The sequence below is a fragment of the Amycolatopsis sp. NPDC003676 genome (assembly GCF_053587275.1).
Genome location: NZ_JBSFNS010000062.1, coordinates 25,167 through 46,472, shown reverse-complemented (window position 1 = coordinate 46,472; position 21,306 = coordinate 25,167). Strand labels below are relative to the sequence as shown.

Genomic DNA, 21,306 nt, shown 5'->3' with positions numbered 1-21,306 from the left:
ATCGAGGCACCCAGCCCCTCCCCCGCACCCCGATACGAAGCCGCCCTGCGGTTCGGGGGTGCTTGTCAAGGCATCTTTCCCGCCTTGACAAGCACCCCCGAACCGTCAGCACACTGAGGCTTCGGGGTGCCCCACGCAACCAAGACGGCAATGTCGCCGCCAGGCGACGAGCCGATCACCCACTCAACACCGAGCCACCCACCCGCTCAGCAACCAACTCCTCAAACCCAGGAAACTCCCCAGGCACCAAAGCCCGCACAACCCCAGCCCCAACCCCAGCCACGCCAGCACGCAAAACCCGAACAGTCACCAGATCCGCCCCACCGTCATGCCAATGCCGAACCCCAGCCGGAACCGTCAACACATCCCCGGCCTCGCACAACACCGCGTGCACCTCACGCCCGGCATGCAGATACCAAACCGCGGCCCCCCGAACGAAAAACCGATCCTCGACAGCGTCCCCAAGACGCTCGACAAGCCCCGGCTCCCCAGCCGGAACATCCACCGAGCAACCCCCGCCGACGCGAGACTCAACCAACCCCCGATACCGAGCCAGCACGTCCCCATCCGAGCCGCCTTCAACAACGGGGAACCGGGCGAACCCAGCCCCCACCCGCCCCAGCTCAGCGACGATCGCCCCAGTGTCCTCAGTCCGCAAAAGCACATGCCCAGGCTGATCGTCAGGCCACACGGTCAACAGCGTCATCGCCGCTCCCCTTTCCTTGAAAAGAAGCAACCGACGACGCACCCGAATGTTCCCGCCCGCAGCACCACCGGGCAGAAAGTGGCGCCCCTCACTCAGCGAGCCGCAAGCCTCAGACCTGCCGCTCACCCCGAATAGTCCGCCGCAGCCGAGGCACCCGCTCCGCCAGCGTCCGCTCCCCGCCCCGCTGTGTGGGCTCGTAATAGTCCCGCCCCACCAGCTCGTCCGGCGGATACTGCTGCGCCAGCACCCCCTCCGGCACGTTGTGCGGATACCGGTACCCCTGCGCGTTGCCCAGCTGCTTGGCCCCCGCGTAGTGCCCGTCCCGCAGATGCGGCGGCACAGTCCCGATCGCCCCCTTGCGAACGTCGCTCAACGCGGTGTCGATCGCAGTGACCACAGCATTCGACTTAGGCGCGGTAGCGAGATGGATCGTCGCCTGCGCCAACGCGAGCCGCCCCTCCGGCATCCCGATGAACTGCACCGCGTGCGCCGCCGCGACCGCCGCCTGCAACGCGGTCGGATCCGCCAGCCCGACATCCTCGCTCGCGTGCACCACCAACCGCCGCGCCAGGAACCGCGGGTCCTCCCCCGCCTCGATCATCCGCGCCAGGTAGTGCAACGCCGCGTCGACGTCCGACCCGCGGATCGACTTGATGAACGCACTGATCACGTCATAGTGCTGATCGCCGTCACGGTCATATCGAACTGCCGCCTTGTCCACAGTGGACTCGACAACGGCCAGATCGATCGTCTTGTTCTCCGTGGCGGACGCCGCGTCCGCAGCCGCCTCCAGCGCAGTCAGTGCGCGACGCGCATCCCCGCCGGCAAGCCGCACGAGGTGCGCCCGGGCTTCGTCAGTGAGCGTGAGTTCGCCGCCGAGCCCGCGCTCGTCGGTCAACGCGCGCTCCAGCACGGCGACGATGTCATCGTCGGTGAGCGGCCGGAGCTGCAGCACCAAGGACCTCGACAACAGCGGCGACACCACCGAGAACGACGGGTTTTCCGTGGTCGCCGCCACCAGCAGCACAGTCCGGTCTTCGACCGCGCCGAGCAGCGCGTCCTGCTGGGTCTTGGAGAACCGGTGCACCTCGTCGATGAACAGGACGGTGTTCTCGGTGTTGTACTGCCGGCGCCGCCGGGCCTCCTCGATGACGCCGCGCACCTCCTTGACGCCCGCCGACAGCGCGGACATCGCGACGAACCGGCGCCCGGTAGCGATGGACACCAGGTTCGCCAGCGTGGTCTTTCCGGTGCCGGGCGGGCCGTAGAGCAGCACGGACGCCGGGGCGGCCCCCTCGACCAGGCGGCGCAGCGGAGCCCCTTCCCGCAGCAGGTGCTGCTGGCCGACCACCTCGTCGAGCGTGCGCGGCCGCATCCGGACCGCGAGCGGCGACGTCGCCGGGTCGGCCTGCGGTTCGACCGGGTTCGCTCCGGTGGGTTCGGGCGGCGGCCCCGCGTCGGGGTTCACCGTGAAGAGTTCGTCCTGTGCCACGCTGACGACGGTAACCGACCACCCCGACAATCCCGCTCGCCCGGCCCCGCAGCGCCGCCGGAGGGGCAGACTGGGGCGATGGTCTCCTCGGTCGCGGTGTTGTCCGATATCCACGGCGTGCTGCCCGCCCTCGACGCGGTCCTCGCCGAACCCGACGTCCAAGCTGCCGATCTCGTCGTCCTCTGCGGCGACCTGGCCGCAGGCCCACTGCCCCGGCAGACCCTGGACCGGCTGGTTTCGCTAGGCGACCACGCGGTGTGGGTGCGCGGCAACGCGGACCGCGAGCTCGTCACGCTCGCGGCCGGCGGCCCCACGAAGATCCCGGACCCGATCGGCCCCTGGGCCGCGACCCAGCTACGGCCGGACCAGGTGGCGCTGCTAGCCGGATTGCCCTTGACGGTCACCCTGGAAATCGACGGCCTCGGCGAAGTGCTGTTCTGCCATGCCACTCCCCGCGACGACGAAGAAGTCGCGCTGGTAGACAGTCCGCTGTCGCGCTGGGCCGAAGTCCTGGACGGCGTCACAGCGGAAACGGTCGTATGCGGCCACACCCACATGCCGTTCCTGCGACTGGCCGACCGCTGCCGGATCGTGAACCCAGGCAGCGTCGGAATGCCTTACGGCACAACAGGTGCACACTGGGCGCGCCTAGGTCCCGGCGTCGAGTTGCGGCGCACCGCATATGACGCGGAGGCCGTGTGCCGCGAGCTGGCGGAAACGTCGGAGTACCCCGGAATTCAGGACTGGAACGACTATTTCGTACGGAATCCAGCGTCAGATGCCGAGGCACTGCGAGTATTCAGCCCACGCGCTCACGGAACGAGCGCCACATGATGACTGCGGCATAAGGCAGAAACTCGCGTCCACGACGCCACAGCCACGGCACCCCCTTCGCGACGAGCCAGCCAAAGTGCCCCGCCGCGCTTGGCTCCACTCCCCCGGAGCAAGTGAGACTCACCGGCTCCGGGACCGCGTAACCCGCTGCTGCGGCAAGGTCCGTGAAGCCCTGGGCGAGCAGACGGTGCCCCAGTTCAGACGGATGCAGGCGGTCGACGCTCCACACCGTGAGGTTGTAAGCACCAGGCAGGGCATCCAGGTCCAGGCAAGCTATGCCTTCAGTTTCCACCACCCGGTCGATCGCCTCGTTCAGTTCCGCTACGCGAGCGCTCAAGGCCCGCTTGAGCGAGGGCGGAAGCCGAAAAACCTTGCTGTGGTCGTGAAAACGCACCGGCAAGACGGTAGTTCCGACCGCGGTGAGCTCACGAACGATCGCAGTGAGGTCCGCCGCGATGTTGTCCGGGTTGAAGTCCGGACGGAGCGTGTCGTTCATGCCCACGACGACCAGCGCTACGTCCGGCTTGTGAGCAAGCGCAAGGGGAAGTTGTTCGGTGCGTACGCAGGCCATCCTCGCGCCGGTAAAAGACGGATTCAGGTAGCCGGCTTCGTCGATGCCGAGGGCCTGCGCGACCAAGGGCCCCACTCCGCGCCAGCCACCGCGATGGGGAAGCGGATCGCCGAGCCCCACGGCGGTCGAATCGCCGAGGATCGCCAAACGTTCGGCTTGACGGAGGGACGGGGTTCGTTCCGGAACTGGTTCTCGGGCTGCGGCTGGGGTGACTCCGACGCTGATCACGGTCACGACCAAGACCATCCGGCATCGAAACTCACCGCTGGTGATGGGAAGGTAACGCGGTATGGACGGCGGTGGGAACTTCCGGTACCCGGCGAGGACGAAGTCTGATTTAGGGCATTTGAGGCTTCACTGACAGCAACCCACGCCACCCCACCCAACAGCCACCGCTGCACCCAACGTTCGAGGCACCCAGCCCCTCCCCCGCACCCCGATACGAAGCGTCCCTGCGGTCTGGGGGTGCTTGTCAAGGCATCTTTCCCGCCTTGACAAGCACCCCCAGACCGTCAGCACAATCAAACTTCGGGGTGCCCCACGCAACCAAGGTTTCGGAAGGGGAACCCTCACGAACCATCGCTGACCGGGAAGGCAACCACCGGAGGAGAAGCCAGCGAGGCTCCCCACACGAAACACAGCCCGGAAGCTGTCCCGTTGTCGCCCTTCTCAAACCCCCTCCAGGATGAAAAGCTGCTCACCAGCCGGTCGCCCCCGCACCGGCTCGCACGATGACAACGTTGTCAGCCCTGGAGGTAGCGCACCCATGTGGTCGCAGAAGAGACGGGTAGCCGCGATCGCGGCAGCGAGCTTCGCAGTGGCCGGGCTGATGTCCAGCACAACCGGCAGCGCCACCGCAGCAACGACAGGAGCGGATCCGATCTCGCTGGTCAACCCGTTCGTCGGCACGCAGAACTTCGGCAACACCTTCCCCGGAGCCAGCGCGCCCTTCGGCATGGTCCAGGTCAGCCCCGACACCGGCGGCCAGGGCGGCTACGACTACCAGCAGAACTCGATCTACGGCTTCAGCCAGACCCACCTCTCCGGCGTCGGCTGCGGCGTGATGGGCGAACTGCCGGTCATGCCGACCACGGGAGCCGTCGACTCGGTCGACAAGAACTCCTACAAATCCGAGTACAGCCACGACGACGAGAAGGCCGAACCCGGCTACTACCGCGTCGGGCTGAAAAAGTACGGCGTCAACGCCGAGCTCACCGCCACCCCGCGCACCGGCTGGCAGCGCTACACCTTCCCGTCCACCGGCCAGGCCAACGTGCTTTTCAACACCGGCCAGGCGAACCAGTCCGTGAAGGATTCCGAGATCCACGTCGTCGGCGACCGGACCCTCGAGGGTCGCGTGCGCGCGGGCGGCTTCTGCGCCGGGCACGACGAGCACACCGTCTACTTCACCGCGACCTTCGACCGCCCGTTCGCCTCCTACGGCACCTGGCGCGGCACCACCCGCACCGCGGGCAGCCGCGATGCTGCGGGCACGGGCGGGAACGGCGCGTGGGTCAGCTTCGACGCGGCCACTGACCACGATGTCGTCCTCAAGGTGGGGCTCTCTTACACCGGTCTCGCCGGCGCGCGGGACAATCTCGCGAAAGAAACCAGCGACAGCTACGACTTCGACGCCACCCGCACCGCGTTGCGCAAGCAGTGGGCGGACCGGCTCGGCGCGATCAAGATCAGCGGCGGCACTACCGAACGTCAGACGGCGTTCTACACCTCGCTTTACCACGCGCAGCTGCACCCGAACCTGGCTGGCGACATCAGCGGCGACTACGCCGGTTTCGACGGCAAGGTCCACCGCGCCAACGGTTACACGCCGTATCAGAACTTCTCCCTTTGGGACACTTATCGCCCGCAGAACCAGCTCCTCGAGATGCTGGAACCGCAGGTCGCCCGGGATGTCGCGCTGTCCGTGCTGTCGATCGGCCGCGACGGCGGCTGGCTGCCGAGATGGGCGCTGGCGGGCAGTGAAACGAACATCATGACCGGCGACCCCGTCACGCCGTTCCTCGTCGAGGCCTGGTCGAAGGGCTTGCTGGCCGGGCACGAGGAGGAGGCGTACGGGCTGCTCAAGAAGAACGCTACGAGCACGCCGCCCGCCGATTCGCCGTACAACGGGCGCTCCGGGGTGAATTACTACAACGACCGCGGCTACATCCCAAGCGGCCTCGCCCTCGGCAAGGATTGCGCGGCCAAAGGCGGCGACAACGACTGCGAGCATCCGACCTCGGCGACCATGGAGTACTCCGCCGCCGACGCCGCGCTCGCGTTGATGGCCAAGGGTTTGGGCCACCAGTCCGACGCGCGCACGTTCGCCGACCGGGGCCAGTGGTACCGCAACGTCTGGAACGCCGCCGACAAGCAGTTCCGGCCGCGCACCACCGACGGCACCTGGCTCACGCCGTACAACCCGGTCGACGCCGACCACCAGTTCCACGAGGGCGGCGCCTACCAGTACCAGTGGCTCGTCCCGCAGGATCCGGCCGGGCTCACCTCGCTGATGGGCGGCAAGCAGGCGACCGAAAAGCGGCTCGACTCCTTCTTCGCCTACGACAACCTGCTCAAGGACCCGGCGGGCACCGCGCGCAAGGATTGGATCGCCAGCCCGTACGACTACTACGCCAAGGCCACCTACAACCCCAACAACGAACCCGACCTGCTCTCCCCCTACATGTACAACTGGGTCGGCGCGCCGGCGAAGACCGCGACCGTCGTCCGCGCGGCGATGACGTTGTTCACCACCGGCCCGGACGGCATGACCGGCAACGACGACCTCGGCACGATGTCCGCCTGGTACGTCTTCTCCTCGCTCGGCCTGTACCCGACGATGAGCGGCGCGAACTTCCTCGCCGTGTCCAGTCCGCAGTTCGAATCGGCGACTGTCCGGATCGGACAGTACGAGGGCAAGCAAGGCGGGACGCTCACCGTCACCGCGCCCAGCGCGAGCGACGCGAACCGTTACGTGCAAAGCGTTTCGCTCAACGGCCGGGACGTCCGGCAGACCTGGCTCGACTGGTCCGCCGTCGCGCACGGCGGCCAGCTCGCCTACCAAGTCGGTGCGAATCCGTCGAACTGGGGCACGCAGCCGGGCACGGAACCGCCGTCGGTGAACAAGGCGACCGGCGATCTTCGTCGACATGTTGATGCGACGTTGCGGCCGAGTTCCGTTGTGCTGCCGCAGCAATCCTCGGCGCAGACTGTCCACTTGAACCTGGACGTCCTCGGTCAGAACCCTGGAGCGCAACCGGTCTTCGTGACGTCGACGGCACCGTCCGGCTGGCGAGTGCAGACCGAACCGCTGCAGCTGTTGTGGTCCTTCCAGTTGCCGACGCAGAAGACCGCGCCGGTCACGGTGACCATTCCGACGAACACGCCAGTCGGCACGTATTCGGTGCAGCTCAGGGCATCCGGGCCGGGGGCGAACACCATAACGCGCACCGCGAGCATCGAGGTCCGAGAACCGACAGTGTGCGCGACGACGTCCGGAACCCAGTGCGCGGTCGACCTCAGCCACGACCGCAACCATGACGGCACGGCGACGGTCGCAGCGTCCACCGAGGGCAACTTCGACGGCAGCGGCTGGAGTTACGACGCCGACCTGATGCCGCCAGCTGGCCCCTTTGTCCACAATGGAGTCACCTACGCAGCACCCGATCCCACGAGCACCGCGGCGAACTTCGTGGAAGCACGCGGGCAATCGCTGCTGCTGCCCGCCGGAAAGCATCAGGCGGTCCAGCTGATCGGCTCGTCGCACAACGGCCCGGTCTCCACCTCGCTGACCGTGCACTACAACGACGGATCCAGCGCGGATCTCCCGGTGACGTTCGGCGACTGGGCCGGGTCGACGCCGTCCGGCACGACCGTCGTGCTCGACATGCCGCACCGGATCAAGGCGGGCAGCGGTGTCGACGGCCCGCCGGTGCGGCTGTTCGGCATCTCCTCCACAGTGGACGGCGCCAAGACCGTCCAGTCGGTGAGCCTGCCGAACGACCCGCGGGTCCAGCTCTACGCGATCACTCTCGCGTAGAGTCCGGCCGGGTTCGCCGGATCCCTCCCCTTCGTCCGGCGAACCCGGCCATCCCCAGTTCCCCCAAGTCTCAGGCGGCCGCGGGCACTGCCGCAACCCGGCCCATCGCCTCGGCGTAGCAGGCCTCGAAAGAGTCCAAAGAGGACTCCAGCGCGTGCCCGGCGATCATCTTGCCGCTCGCCGCCCCCATCCGCGCCAGCGTCGCCGGGTCGGCGATCACCGCGTGCAGCCGCTCGGCCAGCTCCCCCACGTTGCCCGGCTCGAAAAGCCAGCCGTTGTATCCCGGACGGCACAGGTGCGGCAACGCCATCGCGTCCGCGACCACCACCGGTTTCCCGGCCGCCATCGCCTCCATCGTCGCGAGGCTCTGCAATTCGGCGATCCCTGGCATGCAGAAGAGATCCGCCGCCGCGTACGCGTCCAGCAAGTCCTCTTCGGACACAAACCCGCGGAACCGCACCCGGTCGGCGATCCCGAGCTCGCTCGCCAGCTTTTCCCAGTCGGCCCGGCACGAACCGTCGCCGACGATCTCCGCCCGCAGTCCAGGCAGCAGCGCGACCGCGCGCAACAGCTGGTCGACGCGCTTCTCCTCGTCAAGCCGTCCGACGAACAACACCGTCGGATCGTCGGACGTCCGCGAAACCTTGCGCAACCGGTAGCGGTCGATGTCGATGCCGCACGAAACCGGGATCGCCCGCTCCGGGAAACCGTTGTCGTGCAACAGTTCCACCGCACGCGGCGTCGGCGCCGTCACCACGCGGGCTGACGAGAACACTCGCGTCAGATCCCGCCAAGCCCACCGCGCAGCCGCGCCGCGCAGCCACATCGGCACCCGCACATGACCGAACAGGTTCTCCGGCATGAAGTGGTTCGTCGCCACCGCCGGAATGCCCATCGCGGCGGCGTGCTTCAGGACGTACCTGCCGACCACGAAATGCGCCTGGACGTGCACGAGGTCGGGCTGCAGCTCCTCCAGCAGTGCAGCGACGTCCTTGCTCACTTCCCAGGGCAGGCCGATCCGGAAGGTCCGGTGGAACGGGGTGCGATGCGACCGGACCCGGTGCACCACGACGTCGCCGTCTCTTTCGGTGCTCGCCGGGCCGTTCGGGTCGACGCTGATCACGTGGACCTCGTGCCCCCGGCCGGCGAGCCCGGCGGACAGCCGGTACGCGAACTGCGCGGCGCCGTTGACGTCCGGCGGATAGGTTTCGGCGGCGACCACGATGCGCAAAGCCCGGTCGTCGTTCACAGGGTGCTCCGATCTGGTGGAATGGACAGGAGAAGAGCTGCTGCGGCTCAGCACCGCGACGCCGCCGACCGCCAGGACCGCCGCGGTCAGCGCGACCGCGGTCGCCGTGGCGTCGAGGTGGGTGGCTTCGCCGAGCACTCCGGCGCCGAGACCCACCGCGACCAGCGGATCCACGACGGTCAGGCACGCGACGGCGAGGTGCGGCGGACCGCATCGGTAGGACAGCTGCACGAGCCAGCCGCCGGCCAGCAGCGCCGTCACCATCGCGGCGACCGACACAGCGGTGCTGAAGTCGACCGTGCCCTCTTGCACTTCGAGGGAAACCGCTCGCATCAACACCGAAACGAAGCCGTAGGCAGCGCCGCCGGCCGCGCCGAAACACAGCCCGCGGATCGACGGACGCGAAGAAATCGCGCCGATCAAAGTCAGCAGCGCCACGCCCCCCAGCACCAGCAGTGCCGCGCGCGTTTGCGCGTCGGCACCGACCGCGGTGCTCGTGGTGCTGCCAGCGGCGACGGTGACGAACGTCCCGACGCCGAGCATGGTGACCGCGACCGCGGGCAGATCCCGCCGTCGTCGGTCGAGAATCGCAGTAATCGCAACGGCTATCACCCCGACCGGCTGCACGACGGTCAGCGGGGCCATCCCCAATGCGACCGCGTGCACGCCTGCCCCCGAACCGAGCAGGGCGAGCCCGCCGAGCCAGCGCGGCGCCCGGATCAGCTCCCCGATCCGCGGCCGGCCGGACAGCCCGGTGACCACACCGTGCTGCAGAAGTGCGCCGGTGGAAAAGAAAACCGCGCCGAGCACGGCGAGTGCGATGGCAAGGATCGTCATGCGGCCACCTCGGATCGGGCCATCGCGGTGACGGCGAAAAGCTGTGCGTAGAGCAGGGCGTACAGCACGCGTTCAAACAGCCCGAGGAACTCGGGCACGGACTGCTCCAGCAAGGGCGCGTGGGCCAGCAGAAAGGCGAGCGAAGCGGCACCGGACGCCAGGGAAAGCCAGCGCACCGCCTTCGCTTCCGGCCGCCGGCGCGCCAGCAACCATCCCGCCAGCGGCAGGCACACGAACATCGCCGCGCCCGCATACCGGTGCACCGCACCGGAAAACGACGTTTCGACGCCGTTCGGATCGGTCGGAAAGAACGTCGCGATGACCAATCCGGCCGCCCACAACGCGATCAGCACCGATTCCCAGCTGCGTTTCGGCAACCCCTGCCTCAGCAGCGCGTGCCGGACCGCCAGCGACGCGCCGGCCAGCCCGAGCGAAGCCGCCGCCAGCAGCACCGCACCGCCGGGCGGGAAGACGTAGTCGCTGATCACGTCGCGGACCGGGTCGATCGTGCCCGCCACCACGTGCAACAGGAGGATCGGCACCAGCGAAAAAGCCAAGGCCGCGGCGGCGATGACCGGCGCCGTCGCCCTGGCCTTCCGCGTTATGAGGGTCACAGCAATCAGCATGCTGGCGGCTCTGACGGCTCGGCATCGGGGAACACCCTGAGATGCACCCCTGGAATCCGTAGCGGGTCCCGGGGCTTTCTGTGCCGGAGCGGACCGGACGCGCGCCTCCGGTTCGCCGTCGGCAAGGCTGGGCGAAATGCCTCACGGCGAGCTGAATAGGACGTTATACACCAGCCGGAACACCGGCATTTCAGACTGTCCTTTGTGGACTGACCGGGTCCCTCACCCGGGTGGATGTCGACCTTGCCGGGTGAGGCCGCTGTGCGCCGCCCCCGCCCTGCTGACAGCGCGAAACCGCGTGGTGGCTCGGTGCGGTCGCCGGGCGGGCTGCGGTTGCCGCCGAATGGGTGGCGTGTTCAGATCCCGGCGAACCCAGCCGAAGGAGCGCAATTCCCATGCAGAGGGCACTCGTCAAGGCGGTCGTCGGGGCCGCAGCCGTCATCGCGCTGGTCAGCGCGTGCGGGTCGGGCGGATCGAACGACTCGTCCGGATCCGGTGCGTCCGGGCAGAACACCGCGCAGTCCAGCGGAGCCGCACAGCCCAGCGGAGCCGCCCAGTCCGGCGAGAACGGGCAGAACGGCGCCTCCGGCCAGAACGGAGCCCCCGGGCAGAACGGCGGCCCGGCCGCGCAGGCGGTCACCGCGGCGATCCAGCAGGCCTCGCAGGCCTCGCCGATCAAGTTCGAGCCGGAGAAGGCGGAACTGACCAGCCAGGCCAAGGAAGGCCTCGCCGCGATCGCGAAAGCCATGCAGGGCAATGATGTCAAGCTGAAGGTCGAGACCCACGCCGGTTACCCGGACGCGGAAAAGGCGAAGAAGCTTTCCGAAGAGCGCGCGCAGGCGATTTCGACCGCGCTCGAGGGCGACGGCGTCGCCAAGGACCGCGTGCAGGCCGAGCCGAGCGGCAGCGAAAAGGCCCAGGGCGAACAGGCGTTGGACACGCAGCTTACTGTCGCTTCGTGACCCGAGCCCCGTCCCCCCGCCGGCATTACCTGGTCGGGCCGAGCGGTTATCCGAACTTCGGCGACGAGCTGATCGCCGCTGCCTGGATCCGCCGCTTGGCCCGCACCGAACCGGACGCCGAAGTCTGGCTCGACACGCATTCGCCGGGACCGGCCCAGCATTTGTTCGGCGACCTGCATCCGCGGTTGCGCTGCACAGACACGTTGTGGCGGCTCTGCGGCGAAGCGCCGTCGGACGATCCGTGGGAAGTCGCGTCCTGGGTACAAGCCGCGGTGCACGATCCCGGTCGTGCACCGCGCTGGGACGCGGGGATCGAACTGCTCGGCCGGCTCGACGTCGTGCATCTGATCGGCGGCGGCTATATCAACGCGCTGTGGCCCCGGCACCTGGGACTGGTCGCCGGAGCCGCTGCCGCGGCACAGCGTTCTCATGCTCGCTCCGCGATGACCGGACAGGGCTTCGTCCCGTTTTCTCCGGGCGCGGCCGGTTTGTTGCGAGCGCTCGCCGAGCGGTTCGACGTCGTCGACGTCCGCGACGATCCGTCCGCCGAACTCCTGCACGGGGTCGCGGGCGTCGAGCGGACTTGCGACGACGTCTTTCTCGACCCGCATCCGCCGACGACGCCTACCTCGCGGGAGTTCGTCCTGTGCGTGCAGTCGGACATCGGCGCCGAGCGGCCGTCCGTACTCGCGGCGCAGGTGCTCGACCTCGTGCGCGCGTGGCGGCTGCCGCCGGGCGAACTCGCTGTGGTGGAAGGGATTCCTCGCGTCGACCGCGAGGTTTTCGCGTTGCTGGAACACGAACTTCCCGGCGCGGAGTTCCACCCGTTCCGCGACGTGTGGCACCGCGGCCTTCCGCTCGCCGCGGGTCAGACGTGGATCTCCAGCCGTTTCCACCTCCACCTGGTCGCCGCCGCGGCGGGTGCGACCGGCGTGGCGATCGACGTTTCGCCGGAGTACTACACCACGAAACACCGGAGCCTGATCGACCTCGGTTCCGGCTGGACGCTCACGCCCGCCGGTGCCGAGAAGCCGCCGGAACGTCCTTCCGGCACTGGGTTTCCGGCACACGTGCTGCACCACTGCGCGAACCTGAAACGCTCGGTCGCCGAAGCCGTCTATGGTCCGGAACTGCCCAAAACCCGCACCCGGTGGCCACGGCTCAGTTGAGCGCGCCGCGGCTCTGATCGGCCAGCGCCCCGAGCCCGATGCACAACGCGCCCGCCACGAACAGCAGCGAAACACCCCAGGTCGCGTGCGTCGCGGACGCTTCCACGATCGCCAGCGCGGCCAGCGGCGCGAGCCCGCCGGACACCGCTCCCCCGACCTCGCGTCCGGTGCCGAGACCGGTCGAGCGGACCTCGGCCGGGAACTGCTTGGCCAGGAACGCGCCCTGCGCCGACAGCATCGCCGGGACCACGATGCCGGTCGCCAGCACGAGGCCGAGCCAGATGAACCAGCTCGTGCCGGTGTCGAGCAGCCAGAAGAACGGGAACGCCAGCAATCCCGTCGCGACCGCACCGGCGACCACGACCTTCTTCGCGCCGATCCGGTCGCTGATCCATCCGGCGATCGGCACCGTGACGATCGCCATCCCGCTCGCGATGCTGATCCCCAGCGCGCCGATATTCGCTGGTACACCACGGAAATTCGTCAGATAGGCGAGCGAGAAAGTCTTGAACACGTAGCTGACGCCGTTGTAGCCGATGGTGATCACCATGACCACCGTCAGCGCGCGCCAGTCGCTGCGGAACAGCTTGACCAGCGGCCGGTTCGCCCAGCCGCGCGGCCGGTTTCGCTTGGTGCGCACCAGGTTCTCGAACTCCGGCGTCTCCGGCACCCGGCGGCGCACCCACAGTCCGACGCCGACGAGCAGGAAGCTGGCCAGGAACGGGATCCGCCAGCCGAATCCGTGCAGGAATTCTTTGTCCAAAGTGGTCAGTCCGGCGACGGCGAGCGAGGAAACCAGCAACCCGACGTTCACGCCCAGCGCGGGCCACGAACCTTGCCGCCCGCGTTTACGCGGGTCAGCGTGCTCGTACGCGACCGCGATCGCGCCGCCGAATTCCGCGCCGGCGCCCAGTCCTTGCAACAGCCGCAGCACGACGAGCAGCACCGGCGCGAGAAGTCCGGCGCTCGCGTAACTGGGCAACAATCCAATCCCTGCCGAGGAAACGCCCATCAGTACGAACGTCCACGACAGCACCTTCTTGCGCCCGATCCGGTCGCCGAGCGCGCCGAAGACAATGCCGCCGATCGGCCGGGCCAGGAACCCGACGGCGAAAGTCGCGACCGAGGCCATGGTCGCCGCGGCGTCGTTGCCGGGCGGGAAGAAGACGTGGCCGAACACCAGCGCGGCCATCGAGGCGTAGAGGTAGAAATCGAACCATTCGAGCGCGGAGCCGACGACCACCGCCACCCCGACTCCGCGCGGGGCTTTCCGGGCCGTTCCGACGCTGTCGTCCACAACACTGGGCATGGTCCTGCTCTCCGGAACTGGGGCACAGGCAAGCGGAAGCCAGCCGGCGCGCGCCGTTGCGTGCGTATTTGGGAACGCTTGATGCGTATATCCGGATGCTAAGAGACCGCGAACACACCGGTCAAGGGGCAAGGCCGGGTCTCGTGCGTGTTGATCACGGTTCTCACCGCGATAGGCACGCACGAGCAATCAGCCCTGGCGCGCGGCTTCCCAGCGCTTCACGACCGCCGCCGTGATGTCGCCCAGCGCGTCGCCGATCTCGGGCAGTCGTTCGGAAATCCGCGTGGTCGGGCCCGCGACCGCGATGGCCGCGACGACCTCTCCGTCGACCAGGATCGGCCGCGCGGCCGCGCTCACGTCGGGCAGCGTTTCGCCGCGGTTGAGCGCGACGCCCTTGGCGCGGACGGTGTCGAGTTCGTCCATCGCCGCCCGCACCCGCTCGGCATCCGGGAGCACCGACTTCAGGTACGCCTCGCGCCGGCGCGCCGACCAGTACGCGAGGAAGATCTTGCCCGCGCTCGGGGGGTACAGCGGCCGCCGGGTGCGCAGCGGCGCGGAGTAGCGGATCGGCTGCTCGGACTCGACCGCATCCACGTAGATGAGCGAATCCCCGACCGCGGCGCCGAGCATCACCGTCTCGCCGAACCGGCGGCGCAGCTCCTCCAGCGCGGGCCGGGCCGCGGTCGCGATGCCGGGCAGGCCGCCGGTGAGCAGGTTCCCCAGCGCGGGGCCGAGCTCATAGGCGCCGTCGGCCTCGATCAGGTAGCCGGTCGACACCAGCCCTTTGACCAGGCCGAACACCGAGGATTTCGGCGCGTCGAGAGCCACCGACAGCTCGTGCAGCCGCATCCCGGGCTGCCGCGCGACGCACTCCAGGATGCTCGTGACGCGCCCGACCGTCCGGTGGGCCTTGGCGGTCGACTCGGTCATGACGGACTCCCCTGCGTTCGTACATACGAACCCTATCGCGACAGCCACCCTGGCAGCGCTTGACCCGAAGCGCGCGTCGCCTTACGTTGGACGTATATCCGAACTCGGCGTTCTTATATGCGCATGATGGAGAGCAGCACTGTGGACTTCCAGCTGACCCAAGACCAGGAGGACATCCGGCGCGCCGTGCGCGAGCTGGCCGCCCGGTTCCCCGACGAGTACTGGGCGGAACGCGACGAGCGCGCCGAGTTCCCGCGCGAGTTCTACGACGCGTTCGCCTCCGCGGGCTGGCTCGGCATGGCGATTCCGGAGCAGTACGGCGGCGGCGGGCTCGGCATCCTCGAAGCCGCGCTGCTGCTGGAAGAAGTGGCCGCGTCCGGGGCCGGGATGAACGGGTGCAGCACGATGCACCTGACGATCTTCGGGCTGAACACGATCGTCAAGCACGGCAGCGAGGAAATGCGCCAGGAGATCCTGCCCGGCGCGGTCGACGGTTCGCTGCACGTCTGCTTCGGCGTGACCGAGCCGGACGCGGGCACCGACACCACGCGCATCTCCACGTTTGCCCGCCGCGACGGCGATTCCTACGTCGTGAACGGCCGGAAAGTCTGGATCACCAAGGCGGGCCAGTCGCAGAAGATGGTGCTGATCGCCCGCACGACGCCGCGCGAAGAGGTGGAGAAGCCGACCGACGGCATGTCGCTGTTCGTCGTGGACATCGAGTCCGACGCGGTGCAGCTGCGCGCGATCCCCAAGCTCGGCCGCAACGCGGTGTCGTCCTACGAAGTGCTGATCGACGGCCTGCGAGTGCCGGAATCGGCACGCGTCGGCGAGGAGGGCAAGGGCTTCCGGTACCTGCTCGACGGCCTCAACCCGGAACGCATCCTGCTCGCCCACGAAGCGCTCGGCATCGGCCGCGCGGCGTTGCGGCGCGCGGTCCGGTACGCCGGGGAGCGACACGTGTTCGGCCGTCCGATCGGGCAGAACCAGGGGCTGGCGTTCCCGCTGGCGGAGGCCGCGACCCGGCTCGACGCGGCGGAACTGATGGCGCGCAACGCCGCTTGGCGCTACGACAACGGCCTGCCGGCCGGCAAGGAGGCGAACATGGCGAAGTGGCTGTGCGCGGACGCCGGGTTCCAGGCCGCCGACCAAGCGATCCAGACCCACGGCGGGATGGGGTACGCGCGGGAGTACCACGTGGAGCGCTACTTCCGGGAGGCGCGGCTGCTGCGGCTCGCGCCGATCAGCCAGGAAATGGTGCTGAACTACGTGTCGCAGCACGTGCTCGGGCTGCCGAGGTCGTACTGATGGGCGCGCTCGACGGGCTGCGGGTGCTGGACCTGTCGCGGGTGCTGGCCGGGCCGTACTGCACGCAGATGCTGGCCGACCACGGGGCCGAGGTGATCAAGGTCGAATCGCCCGCCGGAGACGAGACGCGCGGCTGGGGTCCGCCGTTTCTCTCCGAAGGCACCAGCGCCTATTACGCGAACCTCAACCGGGGCAAGAAGAACATCGTCCTCGATCTGTCCGGTTCGGACGGTCGTTCGTTGCTAGGCACCCTGCTCGCGGGCGCGGACGTCGTGGTGGAGAACTTCAAGGCGGGCACGCTCGCGCGGTGGGGCTGGCCGGACGAAACGATCCGGGCGGAGTATCCGGCGCTGATCCATTGCCGCATCACGGGTTTCGGCGCCGACGGGCCGCTCGGCGGACTGCCCGGGTACGACGCGGTGCTGCAGGCGTACGGCGGGTTGATGAGCGTGAACGGCGAGGCCGACGGGCCGCCGTTGCGGATCGGGGTGCCTGTTGTCGACGTGGTGACCGGGGTGCTCGGGTTCTCCGGGATCCTGCTGGCGCTGCACGAGCGGGAACGGTCCGGGCTTGGGCAACTGGTGGATTGTTCTTTGCTGGACACGGTGATCAGCTTGCTGCATCCGCATTCCGCGGCGTGGCTCGCGGACGGTGCGGTGCCGCGGCGGACTGGTTCGGCGCATCCGTCGATCGCGCCGTACGAGACCTTCTCGACGGCGGACGGGCCTTTCTTTGTCGGAGCGGGGAATAACCGGCAGTTCGCGGCGCTGGTCGACGTGCTCGGTGCGCCTGGGCTGGCGTCTGATCCGCGGTTTGCTTCGAATGCCGATCGGGTCAGCAATGTGGGTGCGTTGCGTGATGAACTGCGTGTCTTGATTGGACAGTACAAACGGGACGCCTTGGCCGAGTTGTTGCTGGCGAAGGGAGTTCCGGCTTCTCCGGTGCACGATATCGCGGAGGCGATGAACGCTCCGCAGGTGCGGCACCGGGAAATGGTGGTCGAGCGGGACGGGTATCGCGGGGTCGGGGTGCCGGTGAAGCTCGGCCGGACGCCTGGGTGCGCCGCCGAATCGCCTCGGCCGCCAGGGGCGGATACCCGGGAAGTGCTGGCGGCGGCGGGGTTGCCTGCCGAGGAGGTGGAGGGGGCGTTGGCGAAGGGGGCGGCGTATACCGGGCTTTCGCAGGTGGCTCGTGAGTGCTGATCACGGTTCTGACCGGGATCAGCACTCACGACACCCTCACCGCCAGGGACGGACCGGCGTGCCGCGCCACCGGGTGCGCGGCGGAACGGTCTCCCCCGCCATCACCAGCGAACCCGAACCGACCGTCGCGCCGTCGGAAACCCCGCTGCCCGGCAGCTGGAAGGCGCGCGGGCCGAGTGTCGCGCCGGGGCCGAGGCGGACTGGGTCCAAGCGCATGACCCGGTCGTGGAACAGGTGCGTTTGCAGCACGCAGCCGCGGTTCACCACCGCACCGTCGCCGAGGCGGATGAGGTCCGTTTCCGGCAGCCAGTAGCTCTCGCACCAGACGCCGCGGCCGATGCGGGCGCCGAGGGTCCGCAGCCACCAGTTCAGCACCGGCGTGCCGAGGAACGAACCGGCGAACCACGGCACCGCGAGCGTCTCGACGAACGTGTCGTACAGCTCGTTCCGCCACACGAACGCGCTCCACAACGGATGCCGTCCCGGGCGGAATCGGCCGACCAGCGTCCATTTCATCAACGTCGTCAGCAGCGCGGCGAAGAGACCGGCCGCGACGAACACCGCGGGGGCGATGGCGGCGGCGACCCAGAAGCCGCCCGCGATGTCCACTCCGGCCAGCACCGTCGACACGGCGAGTCCGAGCAGGCCCGCGATCAGCAGCGGCGCGATCCGGCAGGACTCGACCAGCGCGCGGGCCAGCTTCAACCGGCGCGGCGGTGCGAAAGTGCGGGCAGGATCGACCGCGTCCGCAGTGCGCCGCAGCTCCAACGCGGGCCGACCGAGCCAGGACGTGCCGTCGGGAACCTCTGCCGGGGTATCGGACAGGACGCCGACGAGCGAGCCTGAGCCGAGTGTGCGGTCCGGGCCGACCACCGCCGAGTTGCCGACAAACGCGCGTTCCCCGACCTCGGAAACGCCCAGCCGGACCCAGCCGCGGTCGAGTTCGTACGGTGCGGCGAGGACGTCGTCGGCGAGGAAAGCGCCGTCCCGCACCCGAAGCAGCGACGGCAGACTGAGCACAGTGGACAGTTCGACGCCACGGCCGATCCGCGCGCCCAGCAGCCGCATCCAGACCGGAGTCGCCAGCGCGGCGTAGAGCGGGAACAGCTGCCGCCGGGCGATTTCCAGCAGTTCGTGCACGAACCAGGCCGCCCAGCCCGCGCGGCTCAGCACCGGATAGGTTCCCGGCCGCACGGCCAGGCTGGCCAGCCGCACCAGCAGGACGATCGTCAAGGCGTACAAGACGATTCCGGCGAACACGAGCAGCGGCGTCCACGGCAAGATCGCGAGCGCGGCAGTGCGCGGGTCGTCCGCCGCCGGGATGAGCAGCAGCGCGACCACGATCAGCGGAATCGCGGTGACGAACATGAACAGCGACCGCAGCGTCCCGCCCAGAGCGAACGCCAGCGAATACCGCTTCGCGCGCGGTGCCGCCACAGTCGGCCGCGACGGACGTTCCCCGGACGGTCCGGCCGGGGAACCGCCCCAGACCGCGCCGTCCGGCACGCGGGTGTCGAGCGTCGAGCCCGGCAGCAGCACCGATCCGGCACCGAGATCCGTACCCGGCAGCAGCGTGCTGCGGCCGCCGACCCGGGCACCGGCACCGACTCGGACGCGGCCGATCCGCAGCACCGAACCGTCCAGCCACCACCCGGCCAGGTCCGCTTCGGGCTCGACGGCGCATCCGTCGCCGAAGTCGGCGAGACCGCCCACCGGCGGCGGCGAATGCAGGTCCACGCCCCGGCCGACGCAGTTGCCGAGCAGCCGGGCATAAGGCGCGGCGAGTGGCGTCCCGGCGACTCCTGGCGGACCGACCACGGCAGCGAACCGTTCGGCGGTCCACAGTCGCATGTGGACAATGCCGCCGCGCCGGTACTCCCCTGGCGCGAGCTTTCCGCGCAGCAACCGTACCCCGCCCGCCGCGAGCAGCATCCGGCCTGGCGGGCTCAGCAGCACGAGCCACGCCGGGATGAGGATCCACCACGACATCCGCGGCAGCCACTGCAACGGCAGCACCAAAGCGACGAGCGAGCCGAGCAGCGAAACCGAAAGCAGCCACCGCATTCCGGACAAGGCCAGCAGAACCAGTTGGACCCCGGCCTGCCACCAGCCACTGCCCCGAACGGCGGGCACCTGCGGCTCTTCCGCCGCGACAGTTTCGACCGGCTCTCCGGCGAGACGTTCGTACAGCTCGCGCGGCGTCGGGCAGGAGTACACATCGGACACTGCCGCCGTCGGATACCGTTCGCGCAGCACGGAAACGAGCCGCGCGGCCGTCACGCTCGAGCCGCCGAGGTCGAAGAAGTCGTCGTCCGGCCCGGCCGTGGTCCCGAGGTGTTCGCTCCACACCTGCAACAGCCACGCCAGCTTCGGATCGGACGGCACCACGGGCGCGGCGGTCGACTCCTCCAGCGGCCACGGCAGCGCGTCGCGGTCGAGCTTGCCCGACGCGCGCACCGGCAGATCCGGCACCAACGCCAGCCGTGGTACCAAAGCCGCTGGAAGCCGGTCCCGCAGAAGACTGCGCGCGGCAGTGCGATCGAGGCTCTCGCCTTCCGGCACCACGTAACCGACGAGCACCTGCGCGCCGCTGTCCGTGCGCCGCACCACGGTCGCCGCCGCGGCGACGCCCGGCAAGGCACGCAGCGCGGCGTCGATCTCGCCCAGTTCGACGCGCCGTCCGCCGATCTTGACCTGACCGTCCGCGCGGCCGACGAACTCCAAGCCCTCCGGCACCGCGCGCACCAGGTCCCCGCTGCGGTACGCGCGACTCCAGCCGAGACCCGGGAGCGGCACGAACTTCTGCGCGTCCTTGGCCGCGTCGAGGTACCGGGCGAGGCCGACGCCGCCGATCACCAGTTCGCCGCTGCGGCCCCACGGCACCGGGATGCCCGCCGGGTCCTCCGGGTCGACGACCGCGAGTTCCCAGCCGTCGAGCGGCAGCCCGATCCGCACCGGTTCGCCCGCGCGCAGCCGCTGCGCACACGCGACAACGGTGGTTTCCGTTGGGCCGTAGGTGTTCCAGATCTCCCGGTTGCCGTCGTCGAAGCGCGTCACGACCTCCGGCGGGCACGCTTCGCCGCCGAGGATGAGCAGCCGGACGCCGGCCAGAGTGTCCACGGGCCACAGTGCGGCGAGCGTCGGGACCGTCGACACGACCGTCACGCCGCGCTCGACCAGCCACGGCCCGAGGTCCGCTCCCGCGCGGACGAGCGAGCGCGGAGCCGGGACCAGGCACGCGCCGTGCCGCCACGCCAGCCACATTTCCTCGCACGACGCGTCAAACGCGACACTCAACCCGGCCAGCACACGGTCGCCCGGGCCGAGCGGCCGTGCCTGGCAGAACAACCGGGCCTCAGCGTCCACAAAGGCCGCGGCCGCGCGATGCGTGACCGCGACGCCCTTCGGTTTGCCGGTGGAACCGGAGGTGAAGATGATCCAGGCGTCGTCCTGCGGCTGCGGACGGACTCGCGGCCACCGCGGCCCGCGCGAGGAGGGCAATCCCGCGTCGCTCAGGACCAGGCTCACCTGGGCTTCGGTCCACACTGTCTCGGCGCGGTCGGCCGGATCGTCGGCGTCGACCGGAACGTAGGCCGCGCCGATGGCGAGAACGGCGAGAATGCTGCGGTACAGCGCCGCCGTGCCGGAGGTCATCCGGATGCCGACCCGGTCGCCCGGCATGACCCCAGCCGTCCGGAGTCGTCCGGCGAGTTCTTCGACCTGCGCGGCGAAATCGCGGTACGTCGCCCGCGTGGAGCCGTCGTCCAGCGCGAGCGCGTCCGGGTGCCGGCGCACTGTTTCGGCGAAAATGTCGTAAAGCGTGCGCGCGGCAGGCGTCGGACCCGCCCGGTAAACCGCCGTCGCCTCTTCGGCGAGCCTCTCGGGCGCGACCGCGCGCACCCGATCCGCGTCCAGCGTCACAGGAAAACCTCTTTCCAGAAGAACAGGACTCACGAAACCGGCTGGTCGCCACTCAACAATGGGCGGCGTGAGGCCGGGTTGAAGCAGCAGCGCCGTTATCCGGCACTGAAATCGGAGCAAGATCAGATTTCGGGCAATCCCCCTGCCGCGG

General features: G+C 69.2%; 14 protein-coding genes. 6 read left to right on the top strand and 8 right to left on the bottom strand.

The features are described from left to right. Positions 1–175: 175 nt before the first annotated feature. Together ACWDNU_RS29140 and ACWDNU_RS29135 are read right to left on the bottom strand one after the other, a co-directional pair. A complete protein-coding gene (locus ACWDNU_RS29140) occupies positions 176–706 on the bottom strand; it encodes a cupin (protein ID WP_449671250.1) in 531 nt (176 codons plus the stop codon). Positions 707–815: 109 nt separating this feature from the next. Further along, a complete protein-coding gene (locus tag ACWDNU_RS29135) occupies positions 816–2,198 on the bottom strand; it encodes a replication-associated recombination protein A (protein ID WP_370938803.1) in 1,383 nt (460 codons plus the stop codon). A gap of 78 nt (positions 2,199–2,276) precedes the next feature. On the opposite strand from ACWDNU_RS29135, the gene ACWDNU_RS29130 reads away from it, so the two are divergent. Next, positions 2,277–3,032, top strand: coding sequence for a metallophosphoesterase family protein (locus tag ACWDNU_RS29130; RefSeq protein ID WP_449671249.1), 756 nt, complete (start codon positions 2,277–2,279; stop codon positions 3,030–3,032). On the opposite strand, the gene ACWDNU_RS29125 is transcribed toward ACWDNU_RS29130, so the two are convergent. Next, positions 2,998–3,849 (bottom strand): SGNH/GDSL hydrolase family protein, encoded by an 852-nt coding sequence (locus ACWDNU_RS29125; protein WP_449671248.1) that lies wholly within the window; start codon positions 3,847–3,849, stop codon positions 2,998–3,000. The two genes, ACWDNU_RS29130 and ACWDNU_RS29125, sit on opposite strands and share 35 nt — an antisense overlap. Positions 3,850–4,369: 520 nt before the next feature. Between ACWDNU_RS29125 and ACWDNU_RS29120 the strand changes: the two genes are divergently transcribed. Continuing rightward, complete coding sequence (locus ACWDNU_RS29120) at positions 4,370–7,642, top strand: GH92 family glycosyl hydrolase (RefSeq protein ID WP_449671247.1); 3,273 nt, start codon at positions 4,370–4,372, stop codon at positions 7,640–7,642. A 70-nt stretch (positions 7,643–7,712) separates the two neighbouring features. Here the strand turns inward: ACWDNU_RS29120 and ACWDNU_RS29115 are convergent, their stop codons facing one another. Both ACWDNU_RS29115 and ACWDNU_RS29110 read right to left on the bottom strand, forming a co-directional pair. Further along, positions 7,713–9,728: a glycosyltransferase gene (locus ACWDNU_RS29115; protein WP_449671246.1), complete on the bottom strand. Its 2,016-nt coding sequence runs from the start codon at positions 9,726–9,728 to the stop codon at positions 7,713–7,715. Continuing rightward, on the bottom strand, positions 9,725–10,342 hold the full coding sequence (locus ACWDNU_RS29110; protein ID WP_449671245.1) for a DUF998 domain-containing protein: 618 nt from the start codon (positions 10,340–10,342) through the stop codon (positions 9,725–9,727). Before ACWDNU_RS29110 ends, ACWDNU_RS29115 begins: the two co-directional genes overlap by 4 nt. 407 nt (positions 10,343–10,749) lie before the next feature. Between ACWDNU_RS29110 and ACWDNU_RS29105 the strand changes: the two genes are divergently transcribed. Both ACWDNU_RS29105 and ACWDNU_RS29100 read left to right on the top strand, forming a co-directional pair. Then, complete coding sequence (locus ACWDNU_RS29105; RefSeq protein ID WP_370938215.1) at positions 10,750–11,316, top strand: OmpA family protein; 567 nt, start codon at positions 10,750–10,752, stop codon at positions 11,314–11,316. Further along, positions 11,313–12,485 carry a polysaccharide pyruvyl transferase family protein gene (locus tag ACWDNU_RS29100; protein ID WP_370938216.1) on the top strand — a complete coding sequence of 391 codons (1,173 nt, stop codon included), beginning with the start codon at positions 11,313–11,315 and terminating at the stop codon, positions 12,483–12,485. Before ACWDNU_RS29105 ends, ACWDNU_RS29100 begins: the two co-directional genes overlap by 4 nt. Here ACWDNU_RS29100 and ACWDNU_RS29095 read toward each other — a convergent pair. Together ACWDNU_RS29095 and ACWDNU_RS29090 are read right to left on the bottom strand one after the other, a co-directional pair. Then, a complete protein-coding gene (locus tag ACWDNU_RS29095) occupies positions 12,478–13,794 on the bottom strand; it encodes an MFS transporter (RefSeq protein WP_449671244.1) in 1,317 nt (438 codons plus the stop codon). The two genes, ACWDNU_RS29100 and ACWDNU_RS29095, sit on opposite strands and share 8 nt — an antisense overlap. Positions 13,795–13,983: 189 nt before the next feature. Then, entirely contained in the window at positions 13,984–14,724 is a 741-nt protein-coding gene (locus ACWDNU_RS29090; protein WP_449671243.1) for an IclR family transcriptional regulator, read from the bottom strand. Between the two features lie 123 nt (positions 14,725–14,847). Here ACWDNU_RS29090 and ACWDNU_RS29085 point away from each other — a divergent pair, with 123 nt between their 5' ends. Next, entirely contained in the window at positions 14,848–16,032 is a 1,185-nt protein-coding gene (locus ACWDNU_RS29085; RefSeq protein ID WP_449671242.1) for an acyl-CoA dehydrogenase family protein, read from the top strand. Next, complete coding sequence (locus tag ACWDNU_RS29080; protein ID WP_449671241.1) at positions 16,032–17,234, top strand: CaiB/BaiF CoA transferase family protein; 1,203 nt, start codon at positions 16,032–16,034, stop codon at positions 17,232–17,234. Before ACWDNU_RS29085 ends, ACWDNU_RS29080 begins: the two co-directional genes overlap by 1 nt. Positions 17,235–17,270: 36 nt before the next feature. On the opposite strand, the gene ACWDNU_RS29075 is transcribed toward ACWDNU_RS29080, so the two are convergent. Continuing rightward, positions 17,271–21,155, bottom strand: coding sequence for a Pls/PosA family non-ribosomal peptide synthetase (locus tag ACWDNU_RS29075; protein ID WP_449671240.1), 3,885 nt, complete (start codon positions 21,153–21,155; stop codon positions 17,271–17,273). Positions 21,156–21,306 lie beyond the last annotated feature (151 nt).